This is a genomic window from Acuticoccus sp. (assembly GCF_965213555.1).
Classification (GTDB): Bacteria; Pseudomonadota; Alphaproteobacteria; order Rhizobiales; family Amorphaceae; genus Acuticoccus.
The window spans coordinates 183871-205379 of sequence record NZ_OZ243890.1; the positions used below are offsets into that span (position 1 = coordinate 183871).

19 protein-coding genes and 2 pseudogenes are annotated in these 21509 nt (G+C 70.2%); 9 read left to right on the plus strand and 12 right to left on the minus strand.

Going from position 1 to position 21509, the window contains the following annotated elements:
* Positions 1-26: 26 nt before the first annotated feature.
* From ACOOE8_RS01095 to ACOOE8_RS01105, 3 genes and pseudogenes are all read right to left on the minus strand, one after another.
* Positions 27-1229, minus strand: a complete 1203-nt coding sequence (locus ACOOE8_RS01095; protein WP_420393072.1) for an IS3 family transposase — start codon at positions 1227-1229, stop codon at positions 27-29.
* Positions 1157-1309: pseudogene (locus ACOOE8_RS01100) on the minus strand (transposase); the annotation flags it as partial. The pseudogene ACOOE8_RS01100 and the gene ACOOE8_RS01095, both read right to left, overlap by 73 nt.
* Before the next feature lie 77 nt (positions 1310-1386).
* Positions 1387-1752, minus strand: coding sequence for a transposase (locus ACOOE8_RS01105; protein WP_420394587.1), 366 nt, complete (start codon positions 1750-1752; stop codon positions 1387-1389).
* A gap of 223 nt (positions 1753-1975) precedes the next feature.
* Between ACOOE8_RS01105 and ACOOE8_RS01110 the strand changes: the two are divergent.
* A pseudogene (locus ACOOE8_RS01110) lies at positions 1976-2716 on the plus strand (integrase core domain-containing protein); the annotation flags it as partial.
* A gap of 253 nt (positions 2717-2969) precedes the next feature.
* On the opposite strand, the gene ACOOE8_RS01115 reads toward ACOOE8_RS01110, so the two are convergent.
* Positions 2970-3617, minus strand: coding sequence for a protein phosphatase CheZ (locus tag ACOOE8_RS01115; protein WP_420393073.1), 648 nt, complete (start codon positions 3615-3617; stop codon positions 2970-2972).
* Positions 3618-3799: 182 nt separating this feature from the next.
* Here ACOOE8_RS01115 and ACOOE8_RS01120 point away from each other — a divergent pair, with 182 nt between their 5' ends.
* The 4 genes from ACOOE8_RS01120 to ACOOE8_RS01135 all read left to right on the plus strand — a co-directional run bounded on the left by ACOOE8_RS01120 (position 3800) and on the right by ACOOE8_RS01135 (position 7663).
* Positions 3800-4186 carry a chemotaxis response regulator CheY gene (locus tag ACOOE8_RS01120; protein WP_420393074.1) on the plus strand — a complete coding sequence of 129 codons (387 nt, stop codon included), beginning with the start codon at positions 3800-3802 and terminating at the stop codon, positions 4184-4186.
* 225 nt (positions 4187-4411) lie between these two features.
* Positions 4412-5353 carry a response regulator transcription factor gene (locus ACOOE8_RS01125; protein WP_420393075.1) on the plus strand — a complete coding sequence of 314 codons (942 nt, stop codon included), beginning with the start codon at positions 4412-4414 and terminating at the stop codon, positions 5351-5353.
* A gap of 484 nt (positions 5354-5837) precedes the next feature.
* A complete protein-coding gene (locus ACOOE8_RS01130; protein WP_420393076.1) occupies positions 5838-6521 on the plus strand; it encodes an MBL fold metallo-hydrolase in 684 nt (227 codons plus the stop codon).
* A gap of 824 nt (positions 6522-7345) precedes the next feature.
* Positions 7346-7663, plus strand: a complete 318-nt coding sequence (locus ACOOE8_RS01135) for an SH3 domain-containing protein (RefSeq protein ID WP_420393077.1) — start codon at positions 7346-7348, stop codon at positions 7661-7663.
* Positions 7664-8139: 476 nt separating this feature from the next.
* Here the strand turns inward: ACOOE8_RS01135 and ACOOE8_RS01140 are convergent, their stop codons facing one another.
* Positions 8140-9138, minus strand: coding sequence for an NADPH:quinone oxidoreductase family protein (locus ACOOE8_RS01140; protein WP_420393078.1), 999 nt, complete (start codon positions 9136-9138; stop codon positions 8140-8142).
* Between the two features lie 258 nt (positions 9139-9396).
* Between ACOOE8_RS01140 and ACOOE8_RS01145 the strand changes: the two genes are divergently transcribed.
* The 4 genes from ACOOE8_RS01145 (at position 9397) to ACOOE8_RS01160 (ending at position 14459) form a co-directional block, all read left to right on the plus strand.
* Complete coding sequence (locus ACOOE8_RS01145; RefSeq protein WP_420393079.1) at positions 9397-10650, plus strand: sarcosine oxidase subunit beta family protein; 1254 nt, start codon at positions 9397-9399, stop codon at positions 10648-10650.
* Positions 10650-10934 carry a sarcosine oxidase subunit delta gene (locus ACOOE8_RS01150; protein WP_420393080.1) on the plus strand — a complete coding sequence of 95 codons (285 nt, stop codon included), beginning with the start codon at positions 10650-10652 and terminating at the stop codon, positions 10932-10934. Before ACOOE8_RS01145 ends, ACOOE8_RS01150 begins: the two co-directional genes overlap by 1 nt.
* Before the next feature lie 71 nt (positions 10935-11005).
* Positions 11006-13957, plus strand: coding sequence for a sarcosine oxidase subunit alpha family protein (locus ACOOE8_RS01155; RefSeq protein ID WP_420394588.1), 2952 nt, complete (start codon positions 11006-11008; stop codon positions 13955-13957).
* A complete protein-coding gene (locus tag ACOOE8_RS01160) occupies positions 13950-14459 on the plus strand; it encodes a sarcosine oxidase subunit gamma (RefSeq protein ID WP_420393081.1) in 510 nt (169 codons plus the stop codon). Before ACOOE8_RS01155 ends, ACOOE8_RS01160 begins: the two co-directional genes overlap by 8 nt.
* Here ACOOE8_RS01160 and ACOOE8_RS01165 read toward each other — a convergent pair.
* The 7 genes from ACOOE8_RS01165 to ACOOE8_RS01195 form a co-directional block, all read right to left on the minus strand.
* Complete coding sequence (locus ACOOE8_RS01165; RefSeq protein WP_420393082.1) at positions 14456-15469, minus strand: glycosyl transferase family 90; 1014 nt, start codon at positions 15467-15469, stop codon at positions 14456-14458. The genes ACOOE8_RS01160 and ACOOE8_RS01165 overlap by 4 nt on opposite strands.
* The gene (locus tag ACOOE8_RS01170; RefSeq protein WP_420393083.1) at positions 15466-16260 is read right to left on the minus strand and encodes a sulfotransferase family 2 domain-containing protein; all 795 of its coding nucleotides are present in this window, start codon (positions 16258-16260) and stop codon (positions 15466-15468) included. Before ACOOE8_RS01170 ends, ACOOE8_RS01165 begins: the two co-directional genes overlap by 4 nt.
* Before the next feature lie 52 nt (positions 16261-16312).
* Positions 16313-17443: a zinc-dependent alcohol dehydrogenase family protein gene (locus ACOOE8_RS01175; protein WP_420393084.1), complete on the minus strand. Its 1131-nt coding sequence runs from the start codon at positions 17441-17443 to the stop codon at positions 16313-16315.
* 4 nt (positions 17444-17447) lie between these two features.
* A complete protein-coding gene (locus tag ACOOE8_RS01180) occupies positions 17448-18422 on the minus strand; it encodes a cyclase family protein (RefSeq protein ID WP_420393085.1) in 975 nt (324 codons plus the stop codon).
* Positions 18423-18528: 106 nt separating this feature from the next.
* Positions 18529-19455 carry a metal ABC transporter permease gene (locus tag ACOOE8_RS01185; RefSeq protein WP_420393086.1) on the minus strand — a complete coding sequence of 309 codons (927 nt, stop codon included), beginning with the start codon at positions 19453-19455 and terminating at the stop codon, positions 18529-18531.
* The gene (locus ACOOE8_RS01190) at positions 19455-20723 is read right to left on the minus strand and encodes a metal ABC transporter permease (protein ID WP_420393087.1); all 1269 of its coding nucleotides are present in this window, start codon (positions 20721-20723) and stop codon (positions 19455-19457) included. The genes ACOOE8_RS01185 and ACOOE8_RS01190 overlap by 1 nt, the downstream gene beginning before the upstream one ends.
* On the minus strand, positions 20720-21508 hold the full coding sequence (locus tag ACOOE8_RS01195; protein WP_420393088.1) for a metal ABC transporter ATP-binding protein: 789 nt from the start codon (positions 21506-21508) through the stop codon (positions 20720-20722). The genes ACOOE8_RS01190 and ACOOE8_RS01195 overlap by 4 nt, the downstream gene beginning before the upstream one ends.
* Between the last annotated feature and the right edge of the window lies 1 nt (position 21509).

Sequence of the window (21509 nt, forward strand, 5' to 3'; positions counted from 1 at the left end):
AGCCCGGGTCTGCCGGAGAGGTCAGCTCACGAAGCCTTCACGCGATCGGGCGTCGTCCCCTGCCGCGAACTTCCGCGCGTAGGCTCGTCAGCAGTCTGATCGAGGACGTGTTCTCGTTGACGTTGCCCCCAACTTCTATCCAGCGGCGGCTGGAATTCGGCGGTTAACGTCGGTAGGCGGGGCAAACCAAACCTGTCGAGGTTGGACAGGTCGTGAGAGCGACGCGGGCGCAGGATTGCTGCGGCGTAGTCGTTCGGGGTGAGCCGGCCGAGACGCGAATGCGGCCGCGTCGTGTTGTAGTCGGCGCGCCACGCAGCCAGCACGGCACGGGCATGGGGGAGCGAGCGGAACAGGCCCTCGTTCAAGAGCTCGTCTCGCAGGCGGCCGTTGAAGCTCCCGATGAAGGCGTTCTGTATCGGCTTTCCGGGCGCAATGTCGTGCCAGGCGACCCGACGCTCGTCGGCCCGTGAGAGGATCGCGTTCGCGGTCAGCTCGGTGCCGTTGTCGCTGACGATCGTCGTCGGCCGGCCGCGTTCGGCAACGAGCCGGTCGAGCTCGCGGGCAACCCGCACGCCGCAAAGCGAGGTGTCGGCGACCAGCGCCAGGCACTCGCGGGCGCGATCGTCGACGACGGTCAGGATGCGCAGGCGCCTGCCGCAGGCGAGCTGGTCGGACACAAAGTCGAGCGACCAGCGCTCGTTCGGCCGGAGCGGCACGGCGAGCGGGGCTCGCGTCCCGACTGCCCTCTTGCGGCCGCCGCGCTTGCGCACCGTGAGGCGTTCCTCGCGGTAGAGCCGGAAGAGGCGCTTGTGGTTCAAGGCATAGCCTTCGCGCCGCAGCAGCACGTGCAGCCGCCGATAGCCGAACCGCCGTCGCTCGTGCGCCAGCGCTCTCAACCGTTCGCGCAGCTGACCGTCGGGCCGCCGCACCGAACGGTAACGGACCGTCATCCGGCTCGCGCCCACCACCGTGCACGCCCGCCGCTCGCTCATCTTGAACGTCGCTCGAAGATGCGCGACAGCCTCTCGCTTCGCAGCGGGCGTCACCATCTTTTTCCCAAGAGATCCTTCAGCGCCGAGTTGTCGAGCATCGCTTCGGCGAGCAGCCGCTTCAGCTTCGCGTTCTCCTCCGCGAGCCCGCGCAGCCGCTTCGCCTCGCTCACGTCCATCCCGCCGTACTTCGACTTCCAGGCGTCGAACGTCGCATCGCTCATGCCGTGACTGCGGCACAACTCGGCGACCTTCGCTCCCGCCGCATGCTCCTTCAGCACGCCGATGATCCGCTCTTGCGTGAACCTGCTGCGCTTCATCCGTTCGGTCCTCTCTGGGCCGAACTCCACTTCGCCCTGGATCAGGCGCCGGGGACAACGTCATCTTGGCTCCAAACTCATAACCAGAATGCGACGATGGCGGCGATGGTCACCGCGGCGAGATGGTTTCGTGCCAGCTTGTCGGATCGTGTGGCGACGCGCGGCCAGTCCTTCAGTCGGCGGAATGATCGTTCAACGACGTTGCATTCGCGGTCGAGCACCGGATCGAAGGGGTGCTTCGTCCGCCTCGTCGGGTTGTTGGGGATGACCGGCAGGCCACCGCGATCGCTGACCAGCGTGCGCAGGGCCTTGGCGTCGGGAGCCTTGGCGTCGGGAGCCTTGGCGTCGTAGGCCCCATCGGCGAGGCACCAGCGCGGAGCGAAGGAGCCGATGAGGTCGGCGGCCATTGGCCCGTCGCCGCGATGGCCAGGGCGAACGATCAGGCGTCGGGGGCGTCAGCGCCATCAACCGCCATGGGGATCTTGGTGGTGCGCCCGCCTCGCGAGCGACCGATGGCCTGGGCGTCCGCCCCCCTTTTCCACCGGCGGCGCAGCGGTGAGCCTTCGCGCTGGTGGCATCCAGCACGAGTGTCGCCGGTGGTCCGCCCTCCTGTGCCAACGCCTCGAAGAGGTCGTTCCGTCGAGCAAGACAAGTTAGTCGAGAGAGCTGAGGGCCCTCGCGAGGCGCTACGGGATCAACCGGAAGACCGTGGCCGAATGGAAGGAGCGCTCGTCGGTGAGCGACCTGCCGACGGGACCGGAAGAGCTAAGGTCAACGGTCCTGTCCGATGAGGACGAGGCGATCATCGTCGCCCTCCGTCGCCACACCGTGCTGCCGCTCGACGACTGCCCCAACGCTCTCCAGCCGACGATGCCACATCTCACCCGCGCATCCCTTCATCGCTGCCTGCAGCGTCACGGGATCTTCCGACTGCCTGATGACGATGGCGACAAACCTGGCAAGAGGAAACTCTGGTGGCGATCGACCGGACGTCGAAGTTCGCCTTCGCCCAGCTCGTGGAAAAGGTCAACCGCGTCACCGCATCGGCCTTCCTCGTCGCTCTCGTCGAAGCGGTGCCGTATGAGATCCACACCGCCACATCGCCATGCGCTGCCGCGAGCATGGCATCGAGCACCGCTTCACCAAGCCGAACCATCCATGGACGAACGGTCAGGTCGAACGGATGAACCGCACGATCAAGGACGCCACCGTCAAACGCTTCCCCTACGACGGCCACGAGCAGCTCCGGCGACACCTCGCCGACTTCATCGCCGCCTACGACTACGGCCGCCGACCCAAGACCCTCAAGGGATTACGCCCTACGAAGACGTCTGCAAACGGTGGATAGACGAACCCCAACGCTTCACCATCAACCCGCTCCAGCAAATGCCGGGATCAAACACCTAGGACACCGCCTCGGTACGGCGAAGCCGGAGCCGGATCGCGGCGAGCTTTACGAGGGCAGACGGTGTCCCGGATCCTCGGAGCGGAGGGCGACGGCGCGCATGGGCATGGACGACCTCACGACCGAACCCACGTCGACCGGTGGCACCCGACAAGGGGTCCCGTCCCGTGCGCTGCATGCTGCGGCGAGCCCGGCATAGCCGAGCGCCGCCGTCTTTGGGGCCTGCCTTGAACATCGTTCGCATACCGCGCATCGTTAGCGGAACAAGGCGTCGACCTCGTCCTGACTGACGACGCCGCGATCGCCGTCGAGGGCGGGCCCGTTCAGCATGGTTCGGTCGTCTGCATCCAAGGCCGCCGGCGACACAAGGTCCTGCGCCTTCCAAAGGTCGACCATCGAGGCGATGCGTTCCTCGATGAACTCGAGCGATCCGACCACCTTCGAGATGCGCTGCCCGGTGATGTCTTGGAAGTTGCAGGCTTCGAAGATCTTGACCACGCAGTCCGCAACGGTCTGTGCCGCCCTTCGCACGTCGGCGTCTTCGCTCACGCGCAGCAGGAAGACGGCCCCATCGATCGCCTCCGCCGCCGCAAGGATCGCGTCGGTCGCGGCTTCCGTGCCGACCACCACCGCTCTGAGCTGTTCGGTCGCTCGGCCCTTCGACTGCTCGCTCACGCCCCGCGCGTGCAGCGCGCTGACCTCCTGCTTCGTGACCTCTATCCGCTTCTGGATGTCGTCGACGCCGCTCCACAGGACGATGGCGTTTTTGGCGGGCTGCGGCAGCCGTCCCTCCGTGCGGAGCGCCTGCAGCTCGTGGAGGATGAGAGCGACCTGATCTCCCATCGGCGAGCCCTCGACGAGTTCGCGCGTCCTTTCGACCTCCACCGGAAGCGGCCCTGCCATGTGCGTCAACTCCAAGCGGGTAGGTACACTTCATTCTACCCGTATGGCGCGTGTTTACAACCTTCGGCATCCACCGACGGAAGCGTCGCGCAAGGTTGTGACCAAGCCTGAGCCAAGCCATCTCCCCTAGAACCAGTTGCAGCGATCCTCATGATGACGACGTCATCGAACTGGAGCATACGATGTCCCTGGACCTTAAGATGCCTGTTCTCGTCGTCGACGACTACAAAACGATGATCAGGATCATTAAGAACCTCCTCCGTCAGATCGGCTTCGAGGACATCGACGACGCAACGGACGGCACGGAGGCGCTCGAAAGACTTCGCGCTCGAAGCTACGGGCTGGTGATCTCGGACTGGAACATGGAGCCGATGACGGGCTACGACCTCCTCAAGGAGGTTCGCGCCGACCCTTCGCTGCAGACGATCCCCTTCATCATGGTGACTGCCGAGGCGAAGTCCGAGAACGTGATCGCGGCGAAGAAAGCCGGTGTCAGCAACTACATCGTGAAGCCGTTCAACGCCCAGACCCTGAAGGGGAAGATCGAGAGCGTGTTCCAGCCCGCCTAGAGAGCTGTTTGGGGTTAGCTGGAACTCCCAACCCCGAGAAGACCGCTCCCGATCAACGAGCTAGAGCATCTGAGCAGACCCCCCCGATGCCCTGGCGGCGCCGGTGTTCGATCAGAGTCCCCGGTGTCCCCAGGATCCCCCGGCGTCCCCAGCACGGTAGGCCGCCCTCAACGCGGACACCGACGCCCTTACAATTCCTTAACAACCCGATAACTCCCGAGAAAGTTGTCTATTGGGTTGCGCTGCACAACCATTAGTCGCAAAGGTTGTGTCAGCGAGGCGGCCGAGATGGTCGCCGGAGCGGATGCCTCCCCGAGCCTTCGTGGCTCGAAGGGACGCCGCCAAACGGGACCGGGAAAGGACTGCACAGTGTACATCGTCATCGATTCGCGTGATGTTGTCGCGAATGGTTACAGGTCCGGCTTCGAGCGCGAGGGCCTGGCATGCACGACCTTCGTCGGTGCCGACTTTGCCGAGTGGCTGCAGTCGGTCTCCGACGCAGACGTCTCGGCCATCCAAGCGGTCGTGCTCGGCGCCACCGAAGACCGTCTTGCAGTCCCAGCGCTCGTCCGCTCGCGCTCCAAGACCCCCATCATCGCCCTCAAGGAGGAGGGTGGGCTGGAGGAGACCTTGGAGCTGTTCAACGTCGGTGTCGACGATGTCGTGAAGAAGCCCGCTCCGGTGCGGGAGATCGTGGCGCGGGCGCACGCGATCTGGCGCCGCTCAAGCGATGCGCGGGAGGAGGCCCAGTTCGGCCGACTGACCGTGTACTTCGACTCGCGGGACCCGACGATCGATGGTGAGCCCGTGGAGCTGCCTCGTCGCGAACGCCAGATCCTCGAGTACCTGGTCAAGAACCGTCGTCGACGCATCACCAAGACGCAGCTGTTCAACGCGATCTACGGCCTGTTCAACGAAAACGTCGATGAGACGGTCATCGAGGGGCACATCTCGAAGCTGCGCAAGAAGCTCCGCCTGCGGCTCGGCCACGACATCATCGACGCCAAGCGGTTCGCCGGATATGCCTTCGTCGGCGACCGTCAGCCCTGCGAGGTCCCCACCGCCGCCTCGATGACGGACGACGAGGCGCCGATGTTGACCATCGTCGCGTCGAACACAAGCTTGACGCGCACCAGCAGGCCGCTCGGCGGTCCCCGTCCGGTCTGACCCGCGGCCTTCCGTCGACCCCATCGTCGACGCAGATGCTCGGAGCATCGTTGGCCGCTCGCCTGCCGCTTCGGAGGCGCACCGGCCGCGGCGCCGCTGCCGGCTCCCTGCCTGCACGGAACGCAGCGCGCATGCACGCCCGCAGCGATGCCGATCGACGGACCCGACGGTCGCCCAACGACGCCGAACCCTGCGAAGTATGCTGCGGTACCCTGCGCGTGTATGCTGGCAGAGGAAGCGCGGGTTGCGCCGTCCATCCCGATCGGAGGGGCAGGACACCGCAGACTAGCCGGAGGTGGCCATGACCGTTTGCCCATCCGTTGACGCGTCGCCGTCGCATCTGCTGGCGTCGGCGTTGGCAACCTTCACACGATTGCTCGTTTCGGTCGTCCTCGGCACGATCGTGACAACGCCGGCGCTCGCCCAGTTCTCCAACTGTCAGGCGATTGCCAACCGGCTCCCAGTTGGCGGCAGGGTCGTTCACGTGGCGACTGAGCCCGCTTCCGACTACACGGTGGAGATCCGCTACGTCGGGCACTCCACGTTCCGCATCACCGCGCCGGATGGCACCACCATTGCGACGGACTACGCAGGGTCGGCGGGAAGCGGCCCTCGACCCGACATCGTCACAATGAACCACGCCCACTCGAGCCACTGGACCGCGTTTCCCGACCCGGCCATCCCGCATGTGCTTCGCGGTTGGGGCAGCGCCGGCGCGCGTGCCGAACACCTTCTGACCGTCGGGGAGGTCCTCGTCCGCAACGTTGCGACCGACATTCGATCCCACGTCGGGATCGAGGAGCACGGGAACTCGATCTTCATCTTCGAGATCCAGGGCCTGTGCATCGGGCACCTCGGGCACCTGCACCAGCCCCTGTCGGATGCACAGTTCGCCGAGGTTGGCCGGCTGGACGTCGTGTTCGTCCCCATCGACGGCACCTACACGATGAACCACACCGCAATGATGGAGGTCGTCTCTCGATTGCGTGCGTCGATCGCGATCCCCATGCATTGGTTCTCGAATTATACGTTGGCGGACTTCGTGGCTCGCACGCGTCAGGACGGACTGCACGTCGAGATGCCGGCCGAAGCTGTGCTCAAAGTTTCACTCAACACGCTGCCCGATCTGCCGACGCTGATCGTGCTGCCACGCCACACCGGCCGCTGAACGTCGCGATGGTGTCGGCGTAGGCCGATCACCCTCCAGCGTTTGGTCGGCGGTCGCTGCCTGTGGGTGCCGCGGGACGACGCGCGTGGAGCGGGAGGCACCAGTGCGACGCGGGCATCGTGCGTGGTCCAACGTCGTTCGATGCGCCGTCGTGGTGGTGTTGCCTTGTCCACCCCTCGTCGCACGACCCACCCGCGGCTTCAGCACAACCCCCTGCGGACGCTCGCGGACGCCTCGGAGCACCAGCTGGGCGTCGCCGCGCGCCGGGAGAAGCCGCGGAAAACCCAAGCACCCCATCCGGGGTCCGGCCGGCCCCCCGGGCGCTGGCCACGCCCAAGCCCCGTCACAGCCTTTCACCACATCGGCGCCTTCACCGCCGGGCACGGGCGGATCGCCGGGCTGCGGGCGGCGGGCGACCCGTTGGAGGGATGCCGCGTTGCGGCGTGCTGCACGCCCAAGGCCTACGACACCGCCGCTATCCGGCCCGACGGTCGAGGCCCGCAGCGCCCTGCCGAACATCCCACCCAAGATCGATCCGCGCGCTGGCGAAGGTGCTCCCCACCCCTTCTTCACCGCGACCGCACCGCCATCGCGCGCATGTTCGGTCCCTCATGGACGGCCGCCGCATTGCCCGGCTACGACCGTCCGGCGACCAACTCCTCGACGCTGTCGGCCGCGCTGCGGCGACCCGCCGCTGATGTGCGTCGAAGCCAAGCGTGGGCGACGGCAGATCGATCGCCCGTGGACAGCCAGCGCAACTGACCCATCACGCGTTCAACTTTGCGTAGATGGCCAGCGCCCGTGCGGCCGCGCTATGCTGAAGCATGCTGCGTGGTTTCATCCTGGCGCTTGTCGCGGTCCTCACCTCGTCCGCCGGTGCCGCAACGGCGAACTCCATCGACGCGCTGTCCATCGCGTCCGATGCCTGGCTGCGCACCGGGCCATCGACAGCGCACGCGCGGATCACCGGCCTGCCCCGGGGGACCGTGGTGGTTGAGATCGCGGACGTCGACACCGCCTTCGAGGGACATTCGAGCCGCTGGGTCCACGTGCACGTGCTTGAAGGTCGAGCCGAGGGCCGTGACGGTTGGGTTTGGGGCCGCTTCGTCGACTGCTGCCGACCCTATGAGTGGCTCGACTGACGCAGCCGCGGCGTGCGAACGCTTCGAGCCCGGTTGCGCCAGCGAGCCGGCGCGGTCAGGTCGGCCCACCACCATCACCTTGCCGATGGCTTGCCGCACCTTGCCGATGGCCTGCCGCACCTTGCCGATGGCTCGCCGCACCTTGCCGATGGCCTGCCGCACCTTGCCGATGGCCTGCCGCACCTTGCCGATGGCTTGCCGCACCTTGCCGATGGCTCGCCGCGAGCCAAGGTGGACGATCGCCCGCCCCTCGACGAGCGGCCCCATGCGGCTCACGTCTGGGACAATCCTGCCACCTTCGAGGACCATCGCGTTGCTGGGTCGACGTGCGTGCTTGAGGGTCGAGCTACCGGCGCGACGGTTGGGTTTGGGGCCGGTTCGTCGACCGGCTGCTCACCGTTCCAATGGCTCGACTGACGCTGCCACGTCGTCCCAACACCTCGAGCTCGTCCCGCCATCGAGCCGCCGCCGGCAGCTCAGTCCATCGTCACCACGACCTTGCCGATGGCCTGCCGCGAGCCGAGGTGGGCGATCGCCGTGCCCCCCTCGGCGAGCGGCCAGGTGCGGCTGACATGCGGGCGGATCTTGCCCTCACCCCACCACGTGAAGAGTTGCGCCACGTGGCGCCGGTTCGCTGCGGGGTTGCGCCGGGCGAAGGCGCCCCAGAAGACGCCGCGCACGTCGCAGCTCTTCAACAGCGTCAGGTTGAGCGGCAGCCGCGGGATGCCCGCCGTGAAGCCGACGACGAGGTAGCGTCCCTCCCACGCGATGGCGCGCAGCGCGGGCTCGGCATAGTCCCCGCCGACCGGGTCGTAGATGACGTTGGCGCCGGCGTCCCCCACCGCTGCCTTAAAGTCGGCGGCGAGCGCCTTCGAGGCCTCCTTGTCAAGCGGCCCGCGACCGTAGACCACCGAGCGCTCCGCGCCGGCCTTGCGCGCGGCCGCCGCCTTCTCGTCGCTGGACGTCGCCGCCACCACCGTGGCGCCGACGGCGCGGGCGATCTCCACGGCGGCGCTGCCGACCCCACCGGCCGCTCCCAAAACCAGGACCGTCTCGCCCGCCTTCAGCGCGCCGCGGTCGAGCAGCGCGTAGATCGTCGTGCCGTAGGTGAACAGCAGTCCCGCACCATCCTTGGCGTCGAAGCCGTCAGGCAGGGCGTAGGCACTCTCCTCCTGCAGCACGGCCTTGGTGGCGAGCCCGCCATGCCCGGTGACGCCGACCACCCTGTCGCCCGGCGAAAAGGCGCTGACGCCCGGCCCGACGGCCTCCACGGTCCCCGCCACCTCGCCGCCTGGGGCGAACGGCCGCGGCGGGCGCATCTGATACTTGTCCTCGATGATCAGGACGTCCGGGTAGTTGAGCCCGCACGCCTCGACGGCGACGAGGATCTCTCCCTCCCCCGGCGTCGGGTCGGGCATGTCGGCCAGAACCAGCGTGTCGGGTCCGCCGACCTCTCGCGATACGAGTGCCTTCACCGTCGCCCTCCCCGTCATGTACGACGAGCCTAACCCGCTGCCTACGCCGCGCAATAGGCCTGGCGTCCGACCCTTGAAGGCGCGAACCTTGATCAAGGGCCGGGCGTGGCAGGACGCTGTCCGTGCGGCAGCAGACCGCCCAGGGTGGGCTTTGGCACCAAGCGCCGATCTATGACAAGGTCGCGTCGATCCCATCCGCGCGCGCTTGCCTCGGAGCGACTTCGCCGTCGAACGATGCCTGCGTCAGAGGAGGCCGCCGTGACGCACTTCTCCGCACTGGAGCTTCTGAGAAGCGCCTTCACCGGCGACCGGCACTGGACCGCTCAGTGGCCTGACGCGGAGCCGAAGCCGTCCTACGACGTCGTCATCGTCGGCGCGGGGGGGCACGGGCTCGGCGCGGCGTACTACCTTGCCAAGGAGCACGGGATCACCAGCGTCGCGGTGATCGACAAGGGGTGGCTCGGCGGCGGCAACACCGGTCGCAACACCACGATCATCCGCTCGAACTACCTTTACGACGAGTCCGCTGCGCTCTACGCCCACGCCGTCGACTTGTGGGAGGGCCTTTCGCAGGAGCTGAACTACAACGTCATGTTCTCCCGGCGCGGCGTGATGATGCTCGCTCACACCGTGCAGGACGTGCGGGTGTTCAAGCGACACATCCACGCCAACCGGCTGAACGGCGTCGACAACCGCTGGCTGACCGCCGCCGAGGCGAAGGCGATCTGCCCGCCGCTCAACATCGACGCGGACGCGCGCTACCCCGTGCTGGGTGCCGCCTGGCAGGCGCGCGCCGGCACCGCGCGGCACGACGCCGTCGCCTGGGGCTACGCCCGCGCTGCGGCGGCGCGCGGCGTCGACATCGTGCAGAACTGCCCGGTCACCGCCATCCGCCGGGGGCCGGACGGCGCGGTGACGGGCGTCGAGACGACGCGCGGCTTCATCGCTGCCAAGAAGGTCGCGGTGTCGGCCGCCGGTCACACGTCGGTCCTAATGGACACCGCCGGCGTCAGGATGCCGCTGGAGAGCTTCCCGCTGCAGGCGCTGGTGTCGGAGCCCGTCAAGCCGGTCTTCCCGTGCGTCGTCATGTCGAACACGGTGCACGCCTACATCTCGCAGTCCGACAAGGGCGAGCTCGTGATCGGCTCGGGCACCGACCAGTACACGAGCTACTCCCAGCGCGGCGGGATGGCGATGATCGAGCACACGCTGGCCGCGATCTGCGAGATGTTCCCGCAGTTCGCCCGCATGAGGATGCTGCGCCTTTGGGGCGGCATCGTCGACGTGACGCCGGATCGCTCGCCCATCCTTGGCAAGACGCCGGTACCAGGGCTCTACGTCAACTGCGGCTGGGGCACCGGCGGTTTCAAGGCGACGCCGGGGTCCGCCCACGCGCTCGCCCACACCATCGCCCGGGACGAGCCGCACAGGATCAACGCGCCGTTCACCCTGGAGCGGTTCACCACCGGCCGGCTCATCGACGAGGCGGCTGCCGCGGCGGTGGCGCACTGATGCTCCTCGTCCCATGCCCCTACTGCGAGGAGACGCTGCCGGAGGTCGAGTTCGCCTACGCCGGCGAGGCCCACGTCGTGCGGCCGCATCCTCGCGTGACCGACGAGGCATGGCGCGACTTCCTCTACATCCGCACCAACGCGAAGGGGCCGCACCGCGAGCGCTGGCGGCACGTCCACGGCTGCGGACGGTACTTCAACGCCGTCCGCGACACGGTGTCGGACCGCATCCTCACCACGTACGCAGCGGGCGCGTCGACGCCGGAGATCGGGGACGGGGCGTGACGATCGCGGTCCCTGGCGACGGCGTCCTCCCTCGCGAGCGAGCCGAGCCGGCGCGCGCGCAGCGGTTCCGCGTGCTCGGTCGCGGACGCGTCGATGCCGGCCGTGCCGTACGCTTCACCTTCGACGGCGCGCCCATCGATGCGTTCGCCGGCGACACCATCGCGTCGGCCCTGCTCGCGAACGGGCTTCACCTCGTCGGCCGCTCGTTCAAGTACCACAGGCCGCGCGGCATCCTGACCGCGGGTTCGGAGGAGCCGAACGCGCTGGTCGGCGTCGCGCGCGGTGGGGGACGCTTCACGCCGAACGTGCGGGCCACGGTGCAGGAGGCGGTGGACGGCCTCGAGGTGACGAGCCAGAACCGCTGGCCGTCCCTACGCCACGACCTCGGCGTAGTGAACGACCGCCTCTCTCCCCTGTTGGGGGCAGGGTTCTACTACAAGACCTTCATGTGGCCGGGCAGCTTCTGGGACCGGGTCTACGAGCCGCTGATCCGGCGCGCCGCGGGGCTCGGCCGCGCGCCGAGGGAGCGCGATCCCGACAGCTACGCCGCATGCTACGCGCACTGCGACGTGCTCGTCGTCGGCGCGGGTCCCGCGGGGCTCGCCGCGGCGCTCGCGGCGGGGCGCTCCGGCGCCCGCGTGATCCTGGCCGACGAGGGGTCCGAGCTCGGCGGCAGCCTCTTGGCGACGCCGTCCGCGACCATCGACGGGGCGCCAGCCTTCGACTTCGTCGATCGCGCCGCCGCCGAGCTCGCCACGCTCGCCAACGTCACCGTGCTGAACCGCACCACCGCGATCGCCTACGACCACGAGAACATGGTCGGCCTCGTCGAGCGCCGCACGGACCACCTCGCCGCACCCCCCGACGGAGTGCCGCGCGAGCTGCTTTGGCGCGTGCGAGCAACCCGTGTCGTCCTCGCCCAAGGCGGCATCGAGCGGCCGCTGGTGTTCGACGGCAACGACCGCCCCGGCGTCATGCTGGCCGGGGCGGCGCAGACGTACCTCAACCGCTACGGCGTCCTCGTCGGCAGGCGCGTCGTCGTCGCCACGACCCACAACAGCGCCTGGCACGCCGCGTTCGACCTCGCCGACGCCGGCGTCGCCACGCTCGTCGCCGACATGCGGGCGGCGGTGCCGGAGTGGTTGCTGGCGCAGGCGAGCGAGCACGGCATCGAGGTGCTGACCAACGCGGTGCCGACCGCGACGCGCGGCAGGCACCGCGTCTCGGCCGTGCGCCTTCTGGCCGGCGGATCGGCGCGGTGGGTCCCCTGCGACGCGCTCCTGATGTCGGGCGGATGGACCCCTACGCTGCACCTGTGGTCCCACACCCGCGGCACCGTGCGCTGGGACGGCGCGCGCTTCCTGCCGGACCGGCCGACGGAGGCGTGCCGCGTCGCCGGCGCCAACGGGGGCGCGTGGGGCCTCGCTGCGGCACTCACGGAGGGCGCTCAGGCGGGGGCGGACGCCGCGACCGATGCGGGCTTCAGGGCGTCCGCCTCGCCGCTCAAGGTCGAGTACGACCACGAGGGCGGCGGGGACGCGTCCAGCGCGCTGCCCTCCGACCGCCCGGCGAAGAAGGCGTTCGTCGACTTCCAGAACGACGTGACGGTGCGCGACATCCGCCTCGCCGTCACCGAGGGCATGCGCTCCATCGAGCACGTCAAGCGTTACACGACCAACGGGATGGCGACGGACCAGGGCAAGCTGTCCGGCCTCAACGGGCTCGTCATCGCCGCGGACGCGCTGGGGGTAAACCCCCCCGAGGTGGGCCTCACGACGTTCCGCCCGCCCTACACGCCGACGACGTTCGCCACGCTCGCGGGGATACGCCGCGGTGCCACGTTCGACCCCGAGCGAAGGACGGTCATCGATCCGTGGGCCGAGGCGCGCGGCGCGGTCTTCGAGCCCGTCGGCCAGTGGCGCCGCGCGCGCCACTTCCCGCGGGACGGCGAGACGATGGATGAGGCCGTGGCGCGCGAGTGCCGCACGACGCGCGCGGCGGCCGGGCTGTTCGACGCCTCGACGCTCGGCAAGATCGAGGTCGTCGGCCCGGACGCCGCCGAGTTCCTCAACCGGATGTACACGAACCCGCTGCTGAAGCTCGGCGTCGGCCGTTGCCGCTACGCGCTGTTGCTCGGCGACGACGGGTTCATCCGCGACGACGGCGTCATCGCGCGCCTCGGCGAGGACCGCTTCCACGTCACCACCACGACGGGCGGCGCGGCGCGGGTGCTCGCCACCATGGAGGACTACCTCCAGACCGAGTGGTCCGGGCTCGACGTGTGGCTCACCTCCACGACCGAGCACTGGGCGACCATCGCCGTCAACGGCCCGCGGGCGCGCGGCATCCTCGCGCCGCACGTCGAGGGCCTCGACCTCGCGGCGGACGCGTTCGCCCACATGTCCGTCGCGACGTGCCGGGTCTGTGGCGTGCCGGCGAGGCTGTTTCGCGTGAGCTTCACCGGCGAGGTGGGCTTCGAGGTCAACGTGCCGTCCGGCGCCGGTCTTGCCGTGTGGCAGGCGCTGGTCGCTGCGGGCGAGGCGCACGGCGCGACGGTCTACGGCACCGAGGCGATGCACGTGATGCGTGCCGAGAAGGGCTACATCATCGTCGGCCAGGACACCGACGGCACCGTGACGCCCCACGACGCTGGGCTGTCGTGGGCCATCGGCAGGAAGAAGGCGGACTTCGTCGGCATGCGTGCTCTCGCCCGGCCGGGCATGGTGAAGCCCGACCGGCGCCAGCTCGTCGGCCTCGCCACGCAGGACCCATCGGTGGTCCTTGAAGAGGGCGCGCAGGTCGTCGCTGATCCTGCGGCGAAGGTCCCCGCACGGATGATCGGCCACGTCACGTCCGCCTACGGGAGCGACGCGGTGGGTCGCTCCATCGCGCTCGCGCTGGTGGAGGGGGGGCACCGGCGCGCGGGCGAGCGCCTGTTCGTGCCGATGGAGGCCCGCACCCACGCGGTCACCGTCGTGCCGACCGTCGCGCTCGACCCCGACGGGACCCGCCTCGATGGCTGACGCCGCGCTCATGAGCGGCCCCGTCCCGGTGCGCGAGCTGCCGGCGGTCGCCCGTTTCAGCCTACGAGCGCGACCCGCCGAGCGCATGGCTGCCGCCACCGCGCTGCGCGTTGGCCTGGAGGACAAGGTCGGCCGCATCGCCGAGGCCGGCGCGCGCCGAACGCTGTGCCTCGGGCCGGACGAGTGGGCGGTGCACGGCGCGCGCGACGACGGCCCGGCCATCGGGGCGGCGCTGGCGACGGTGGCCGGCACCGCCTTGGTCGACGTCTCGGACCGAGAGGTGACGCTGTCCGTCGAAGGGGCCCGCGCGGCCGAGCTCCTCGCCTACGGCTGCCCACGGGACCTTGCGCGGATGCCGCCCGGCCGCGGTGCCCGCACCGTGTTCGAGGGCGTCACCGTCGTCCTGTGGCGCTGGCCGGACCGCATCGACGTCGACGTGTGGCGCTCGTTCGCCCCGTTCGTGCGCGACGTCCTCGCCGCGGCGAACCGCGCCCTCCCCTAACCCGTCACGATCCGGATGCGCCGGGCGTACTCGGTGGAGATCGCGTCGGCGAGGGCGAGGTCGGCGGGCTCGTCCCAGAACGGGGCCATGAACGCACGCCCGTTGCGTGCGATCGCCTCGCAGGCGTCGTCGTGCTCCCGGCACCAGCCGAGGACCTGCTCGAGGTCCGACAGGTTGGGACGCACGGGGACGTAGTGCACGAAGGGCTCCAGAAGGCCTTCGCAGGCCCAGCTCTCGTAGGTGGGTCGTGGCATCAGGACGACCGAGTTGGAGTAGAGCATCCACCTTAGCCCGGAGGCGACCTCGTTGCCTTCGAGCGCCAACAGGTACCTTGCACGGAGCTGCTCGGCGACGGTGAGCGTCGGCCGCACGCAGCGCTTGACCAACGGGAGTGGCACGGCGGTGGTCTGCGCCGTGAGTTGGACGACCTCCGAGAAGCCGATGTCGATGCGCCGATCGTCGGTGCGCTGCAGCACGGCAGGAACGAACGAGCGGCTGCCGCGCTCGGCCGCGCCGGGGCGGTCCACGAAGCGGCCCGTGGTCGCTCCGCGCCAGACGAGCCGGTCCGCCTTCTCGCGCCACGGCACGTCCAGGCCGTCGACCTTAGCGACGGGCGCGAAGTGGCGGACCCAGCCGAGGCGGCCCAGGATCGCGTTCTGCCGGTGCGCGATGGGGCGCGTGCGGCAGAACGCCGGCACCGGTGGCAGCCGCGTGTTGTCGCCGAGGACCACAAGGAACGGGACGTCCGCGCCGATGCGGCGGAACGAAGCGATGAGCGGCTCGACGAACTCGCGGAACTGGTTCGCGCGTTGGCGTTCGTTGAACCCTGGGAAGCGGGCGGCGATGGCGGCGTCCGCCTCGGCCGGCGTCATCCCCGGATGCGCAAGGAGGCAACGCGGCCCCGCATCGGGCAGGTACGTGCCGGAGACGATCTGCGGGAGGTTGGCAAGACAGGCGGCGCGGCGGCGCTCGGAAGGGCCGGCCGCGACGTCCGCCGGCGGACCCCTCACGCGGCCTCACGGCGTTGGGCTCCCTCGACGACGCCCGCATCGGCCGGCCGCTCGGCCCGGCCGAGCACGAAGTTCGTCCAGCCGATCGCCTCGAGGAGCGCGGCGTCCAGCCGGTTGCGCCGCGCGATGAGGGCGTGGGCGCGCGGGCTCAGCGTCTCCGGCGAGGCCCACACAAACGCGCTCGTGACGGGATGGTCGCGGCTGCGGTTGTCGTGGCCCGGTGCGTCGTCCGGTCCGATGACGCCCTCCTCGCGCAGCCAGTCCACCACGAGCTGCAACGGGCCGACGACGAGGCGACCGTCCCGCATCGCGTCCACCACCTGCCGCTCGGCCGCGCCGTAGGTGTCGGCGTTGACCCCGCGGCCGGCGTAGGCGCGGCACGCGAAGTTGGACCACTGCTGACGCAGGCCCGGACGGCCGCGCAGCCATTCCGGCGTGAGGTCGCTGAGGTCGGTCAGCGTGCGGGCCATCATCTCGTGGGAGGGATGCTGGCGCCACAAGTGCAGAAAGTTGAAGTAGCTGCACACCCGCGACACCGGCTCGCGCACCACGGAGAAGGTGCGCACGGGACGGCCGAACTTCTCGTGCACGCCCCAAGGGAAGTGTCCCGCGACGCAGTCGTAAGCGGCGTCGCGCTCGGCGTTGCTCATGGCTTCGAAGGCAGCGACCTTGGCGGGATCGTCGCCGGTGAGCACGCGATCGCCGAACCGGCGCTTCATCAGCTTGTTGAGCGACGTGCCAGCGCACTTCGGCACATGAAGGTGGACGTAGACCGTGTCATCGGGGGGCATGGGAACAATCCGCTGCGGGCGGACGGTAGGACGAGCTCGCTCTATAGTCGAGCTAGCCGGCGATGGCGATGAGGCGGCGCACCGTGGCCCCGTCGGCGAGCGCGTCGAAGCCCTCGTTGATGCGCTCCAGGGGGTCCGTCCCAGTGTGGAGTCGCTCCACCGGCAGGCGGCCGGCGGCGTTCAGCGCCATGTAGCGGGCGATGTCGCGGGACGGGACGCCGCCGCCGAGGTAGGAACCGCGCACCGTGCGCTCCTCCGCGACCAGGCTGAGCTGGGTGGTCGGCATCATGACGGAGGGGTTCGGCAGGCTCGCGGTGACGGTGCGCCCGCCGCGGCGGGTGACGTCGTAGGCGGTCTTGAAGGCGGCAGCGACGCCGGCGGTCTCCACCGCGAGGTGAACGCCGCCGCGCGTCGCCTCGCGCACCGTGCCGACGGTGTCCTCGGAGCGCGGGTCGTAGGCTGCGGTGGCGCCGAGGGACGTCGCGAGCGCGAGCTTGTCGGGGTTGACGTCGAGCGCGATGACCTCGGCCGCGCCAGAAGCCACGGCGCCGAGCACCGCGGCAAGCCCGACCCCGCCGAGGCCGACCACCGCGACGCTCTCCCCGGCGCGCGCCTCGCCGGTGTTGACCACGGCGCCGACGCCGGTGAGGACCGCGCAGCCGAACAGCGCAACGCGGTCCAGCGGCATCTCGGGGTCAACCTTGACCAGCGAGCGGCGCGAGACGACGGCAAGGTCCGCGAATGCCGAGACGCCGACGTGATGGTGCACCGCCGCGCCGCCGCGCGACAGGCGGACCGCGCCGGACAGCAGCGTCCCCGCGGTGTTCGCCGCCGCGCCCGGCTCGCACAGCGCAGGCCGTCCCTCCACGCAAGGCGCGCAGCCCCCGCAGGAGGGCACGAACACCATGACGACGTGGTCGCCCACCGCAAGGTCGCCGACGCCCTCCCCGAGCCGCTCCACGATGCCCGCCGCCTCGTGGCCCAGCGCCATCGGCATCGGCCGCGGCCGGTCGCCGTTGATGACGGAGAGGTCCGAGTGGCACAGCCCCGCCGCCACCACCCGCACCAGCACCTCGCCGGGACCGGGATCGGCGAGGTCGACCGTCTCCACCGACAGCGGTCGCGAGGCGGCGTAGGGTCGCTCAGCCGGGAACGCGGAAAGGATCGCGGCGCGGGTCTGCACGGGCCTAGCGGATTGCGGTCGGGTTGATGATCGACTGCACGCCGCCGGTCAGCTTGGCGTGGCCGAGCACGAACATGAACTCCGACACCCCGTCCTCGACGAGCGGGCCGACGTTCATGTTCTCTAGGATGTAGACTCCGTTCTCGGTCAGCAGGACTTGGTGCACCTCGAAGACGCCGGTGCCCTCCTCGAACGGCACCACCTCGAGCCCCCAAGAGTCCGAGCCCACAGCGACGACGTTCTGCTCGACGAGCCAGTGCGCGCCGTCGACGCCAAGGCCGGGCTCGCCCTTCAGAAAGCGCTCGCGATCGTCCGCGACCTCGAGCCAGCCGGTGTGGAACAGGACGACGTCGCCCTCGCCGATCTCCACACCCTGCTTCTCGGCCTGGGCCTGTATCTCCTCGCGGTTGAACGCGGTGCCGGCCTCCAGCATGTCGACGCCGAAGTGGTCCGTCATGTCGAGCACGACGCCGCGGGTGACGAGGTTCGGCACGTTCTCGATGCCGAGCTTCTTGAGCCCGGCGGCTGCGACGATCTCCGAGCCTGGGTTGCAGTTGTAGTACATGTTGTCGATGCCGATGTGGCCGAGCCCGTCGAGCTGCGAGCCGATGCCGGCGTAGCCGACGATGACGTCGTCGTTGGACACGAGCTTGGTGTCCCCGGTCGTCGCGCCCCCGGCGGCACCAGGCATGACGACGAGCTGGAACTTGCGCGTGCCGTAGGCGGGCGTCTCCGCGTTGGTCTCCACCCCGAGGGAATAGACCTTGCCCTCGGTCACGAGCGAGGCGGCCTCCTGAGCCATCGCAGGCGTCAGAAGGTTCGCTGCGCCGACCTCGTCGTCCGGGCCAAAGCGCTCGTGGCAGGCGCGCTGCTGCAGCTCGCTCGGCTCGCTCGCGGGCTCCGAAGCGGTCTGCGCGAGCGCCGGGCTAGCGATGCCGAGGCTCAGCGCCGCAGCGATCACCGCGTTCTTGTCGATCATGGCGTCCCTCCCGTCCGGTCTCCGACGGACGGCGCAACGGCGCCGTACGGGACCGGTTCGCGCCATGGTAGCGCCGCAGCGCCCCAGCGCAACGGGACGCGGCGGCTCACGTTCCAGCGGCAGCCCCGGCGCGGTGACGACACGGACCGAACACGCACGCAAGGGCGAGGATCGCCCCCGACACGGTGGCGATCATCCCGGCGGCGCTCACCGCATCGGCGGCGCCGAGCCAGAGCGGACCGTAGCCGGCGACCACGTAGCCGAGGACCGCGGACAGGGCGGCGAACGCGACGCTCCACAGGACCTGTCGCAGGAGGTGGTTCGTCATCAGCCGCGCGGCGGCGGGCGGGCAGATGAACATCGCGATGACGATGATGGAGCCGACCGCGTCGAACGCTGCCACCGCAGCCATCGCCGCGGCGACGACGAGGCCGAAGCCGAGGAGGCCTGTGCGGATGCCCTGCGCCGCCGCGAACGCCTCGTCGAAGGTCGCGATGGCGAGGGGTCGCCACGCGAGCGCGGTCGCCGCGATGACGATGGCGCAGACGACGGCGATGCGTGGCAGCTCGACGGGCAGCTCGGCGAGCGCGGCGGGATCGAGGAGCGAGCTCCATCCGTCGGCGGCGAACCAGATGAGGCTCTCGAGGTTGCCCATCAGCGCGTGCTCCACGTCGAGGTGGACGCCGGAGGTGTCGCTGCGTTCCAACAGGAGCACGCCGGCCGCGAACAGCGCGGTGAAGGTGACGCCCATCGCCGCGCCCGGATCGATTCGGCCGAACCGCTTGATCGCCTCGATCATCGCGACGGCGACGACGGCGGCGGCGGCGGCACCGAGCATCATGGGTACGGACGCGATCGTACCCGTCACCAGGAAGGCGACGACGATGCCGGGCAGCACGACGTGGCTGATCGCGTCGCCGATCAGCGCTTGGCGCCGGAGGATGAGGAAGTTGCCGGGCACCGCGCAGGCGACGGCGGCGAGCACGCCGATGAGGATCGGCGTGAGGCTGAGCTGGACGAACTCGCTGCCCATCAGCTCGGCTGCCCCGCGGGCGTGCGGCTGCCGAGGTGGCGGTCCACCTCGGTGATCTCGTCCGGCGTCAGCACGGCCTCGATGGGGGTGAGCCCGTCGTAGCGCCCGGGCAGCGCCGTGTCCTGGTGGATGCGCCGCGCCGCCGCCCAGCGTCGCTCGTCGTGCGCCGCCCTCGCGGCGAGCGCTCGCCCCGGGTCCGTCGGTACCCCGTCTGGCCGGATCAGCCCTTCGCGGGACAGGACGGCGAGGGTCATCGTGTCGTGGATCGGCTCCCGACGGGCCATGGCGAGGAGGCCCTGACGGCGGTGAACCCGAGTGGCGAAGCGCCGGCGTGCGACCACGGCCGCCAGCACGCCCCGCGTCGGCGCGAGGAAGAGGGAGGCGAGGAAGATCGCCGTTGCGACGAGGACGATGATCGGCCCCGCCGGCAGGCCCCGCGCCGAGGCCGACAGCGCGGCGCCTATGGCTCCGGACGCGCCGCCGATGAGCGCAGCGATCCACAGGACGTCGTGGGCCCGCTCGGTCCAAAACCGTGCCGCCACCGGCGGAATGATGAGGAGCGCCACGATGAGGACGAGGCCGACGAGCTTCAGCCCGACCACCGTCACCATCATGACGATGCCCATCACCGCGAGGTCGACGCGCGCCACGGGGATGCCGCGGGAGGCAGCGTACTGCGGGTCGAAGGCGACGATGGTCATCGGCCTGCGAAGGAGGACGGTCGCGAGCGCCGCCGCGCCGCCACCGACGGCGATGAGGACGGCGTCGGCGAACAGCATCCCGGCCGTGGAGCCGAGCAGGAAGTCCTCGAGCCCCGCCTGCCGCCCCGACGACATGGTCTGGATCACCGTGAGGAGGACGATGCCCAGCCCGAAGAAGACCGACAGGACCGCGCCGATGGCGGCATCCTCGGCGAGCCGGGTGCGCCGCGCCATGGCGTTCACCGCCAGGAGGCCGAGCGTCGCAGAGAGCGCGGAGCCTGCGATCAGCCCGGCGAGGCTGCGCCCGTCGCCGCCGAGGGCGACCATGACGACGAACGCAAGGCCGACGCCGGGCAGCGTCGCGTGCGCCACCGCGTCCGACACCAGCGCCCGCTGGCGCAGCACCAAAAAGGTGCCGCTCGCCCCGGCGGCGGCGCCGAGGAGCGTCGCGCCCACCGCGACGAGCGTCGTGTTGTAGCCGCCGGGCAGGCCGAACGCGAGGAGGAGCCCCAGGGCGACCACCGCGCCGCCGGCGACCGCGGCACGGGCGAGGTCGCCGTCGCTCACCGCGGAGCGACCCGGTCGAGCTGCGCCACGGCGAGCCGCCCGCCGTAGGTCGCCTGCAGCGCCTCGGCGGTGAAGGCGGTGGCGACGGGGCCCTCGGCCATGCGACGCACGTTGACGAGGAGCACGTGGTCGAACGTGTCGGGCACCGTCGACAGGTCGTGGTGGACGGCGACCACCGCCTTCTCGTCGGCCTTCAACGTCTTCAGCACCGCCACGATGGCGCGCTCGGTGGCGGCGTCGACGCCGGCGAACGGTTCGTCGAGCAGGGTGAGCGCGGCGTCCTGCACGAGCGCACGGGCGAGGAAGACGCGCTGTTGCTGGCCGCCCGAGAGCTGGCCGATCTGGCGATCCGCGAAGTCCGCCATCCCGACGCGGTCGAGGGCGTCGGTCGCCCGCGCACGGTGCTGCGCCTTCACGCGGCCGAGGAAACCGAGCTCGCCGTAGAGCCCCATGAGGACGACGTCCATCACCCGCGCCGGGAAGTCCCAGTCGACGCTCGCGCGCTGGGGCACGTAGGCTATTCGCGATCGCGCCCGCGCGAGCGGCTCGCCGAACACCGTGACAGTGCCGGACAGGCGCGGCACGATGCCGAGCGCGGCCTTGAGCAGCGTCGACTTGCCGGCGCCGTTCGGACCGACGATGGCGCTCATCGCCGCCGGCGGGAACGTCGCGTCCACCGAGAACAGCGCGGGCTTCTCGCCGTAGGAGACCGTGAGCCCGCGCACCGCGAGCGGGCTCGACGCGACGTCAGGCTCGTTGGATGGCAGGAGCGGACGCGCGTCCACG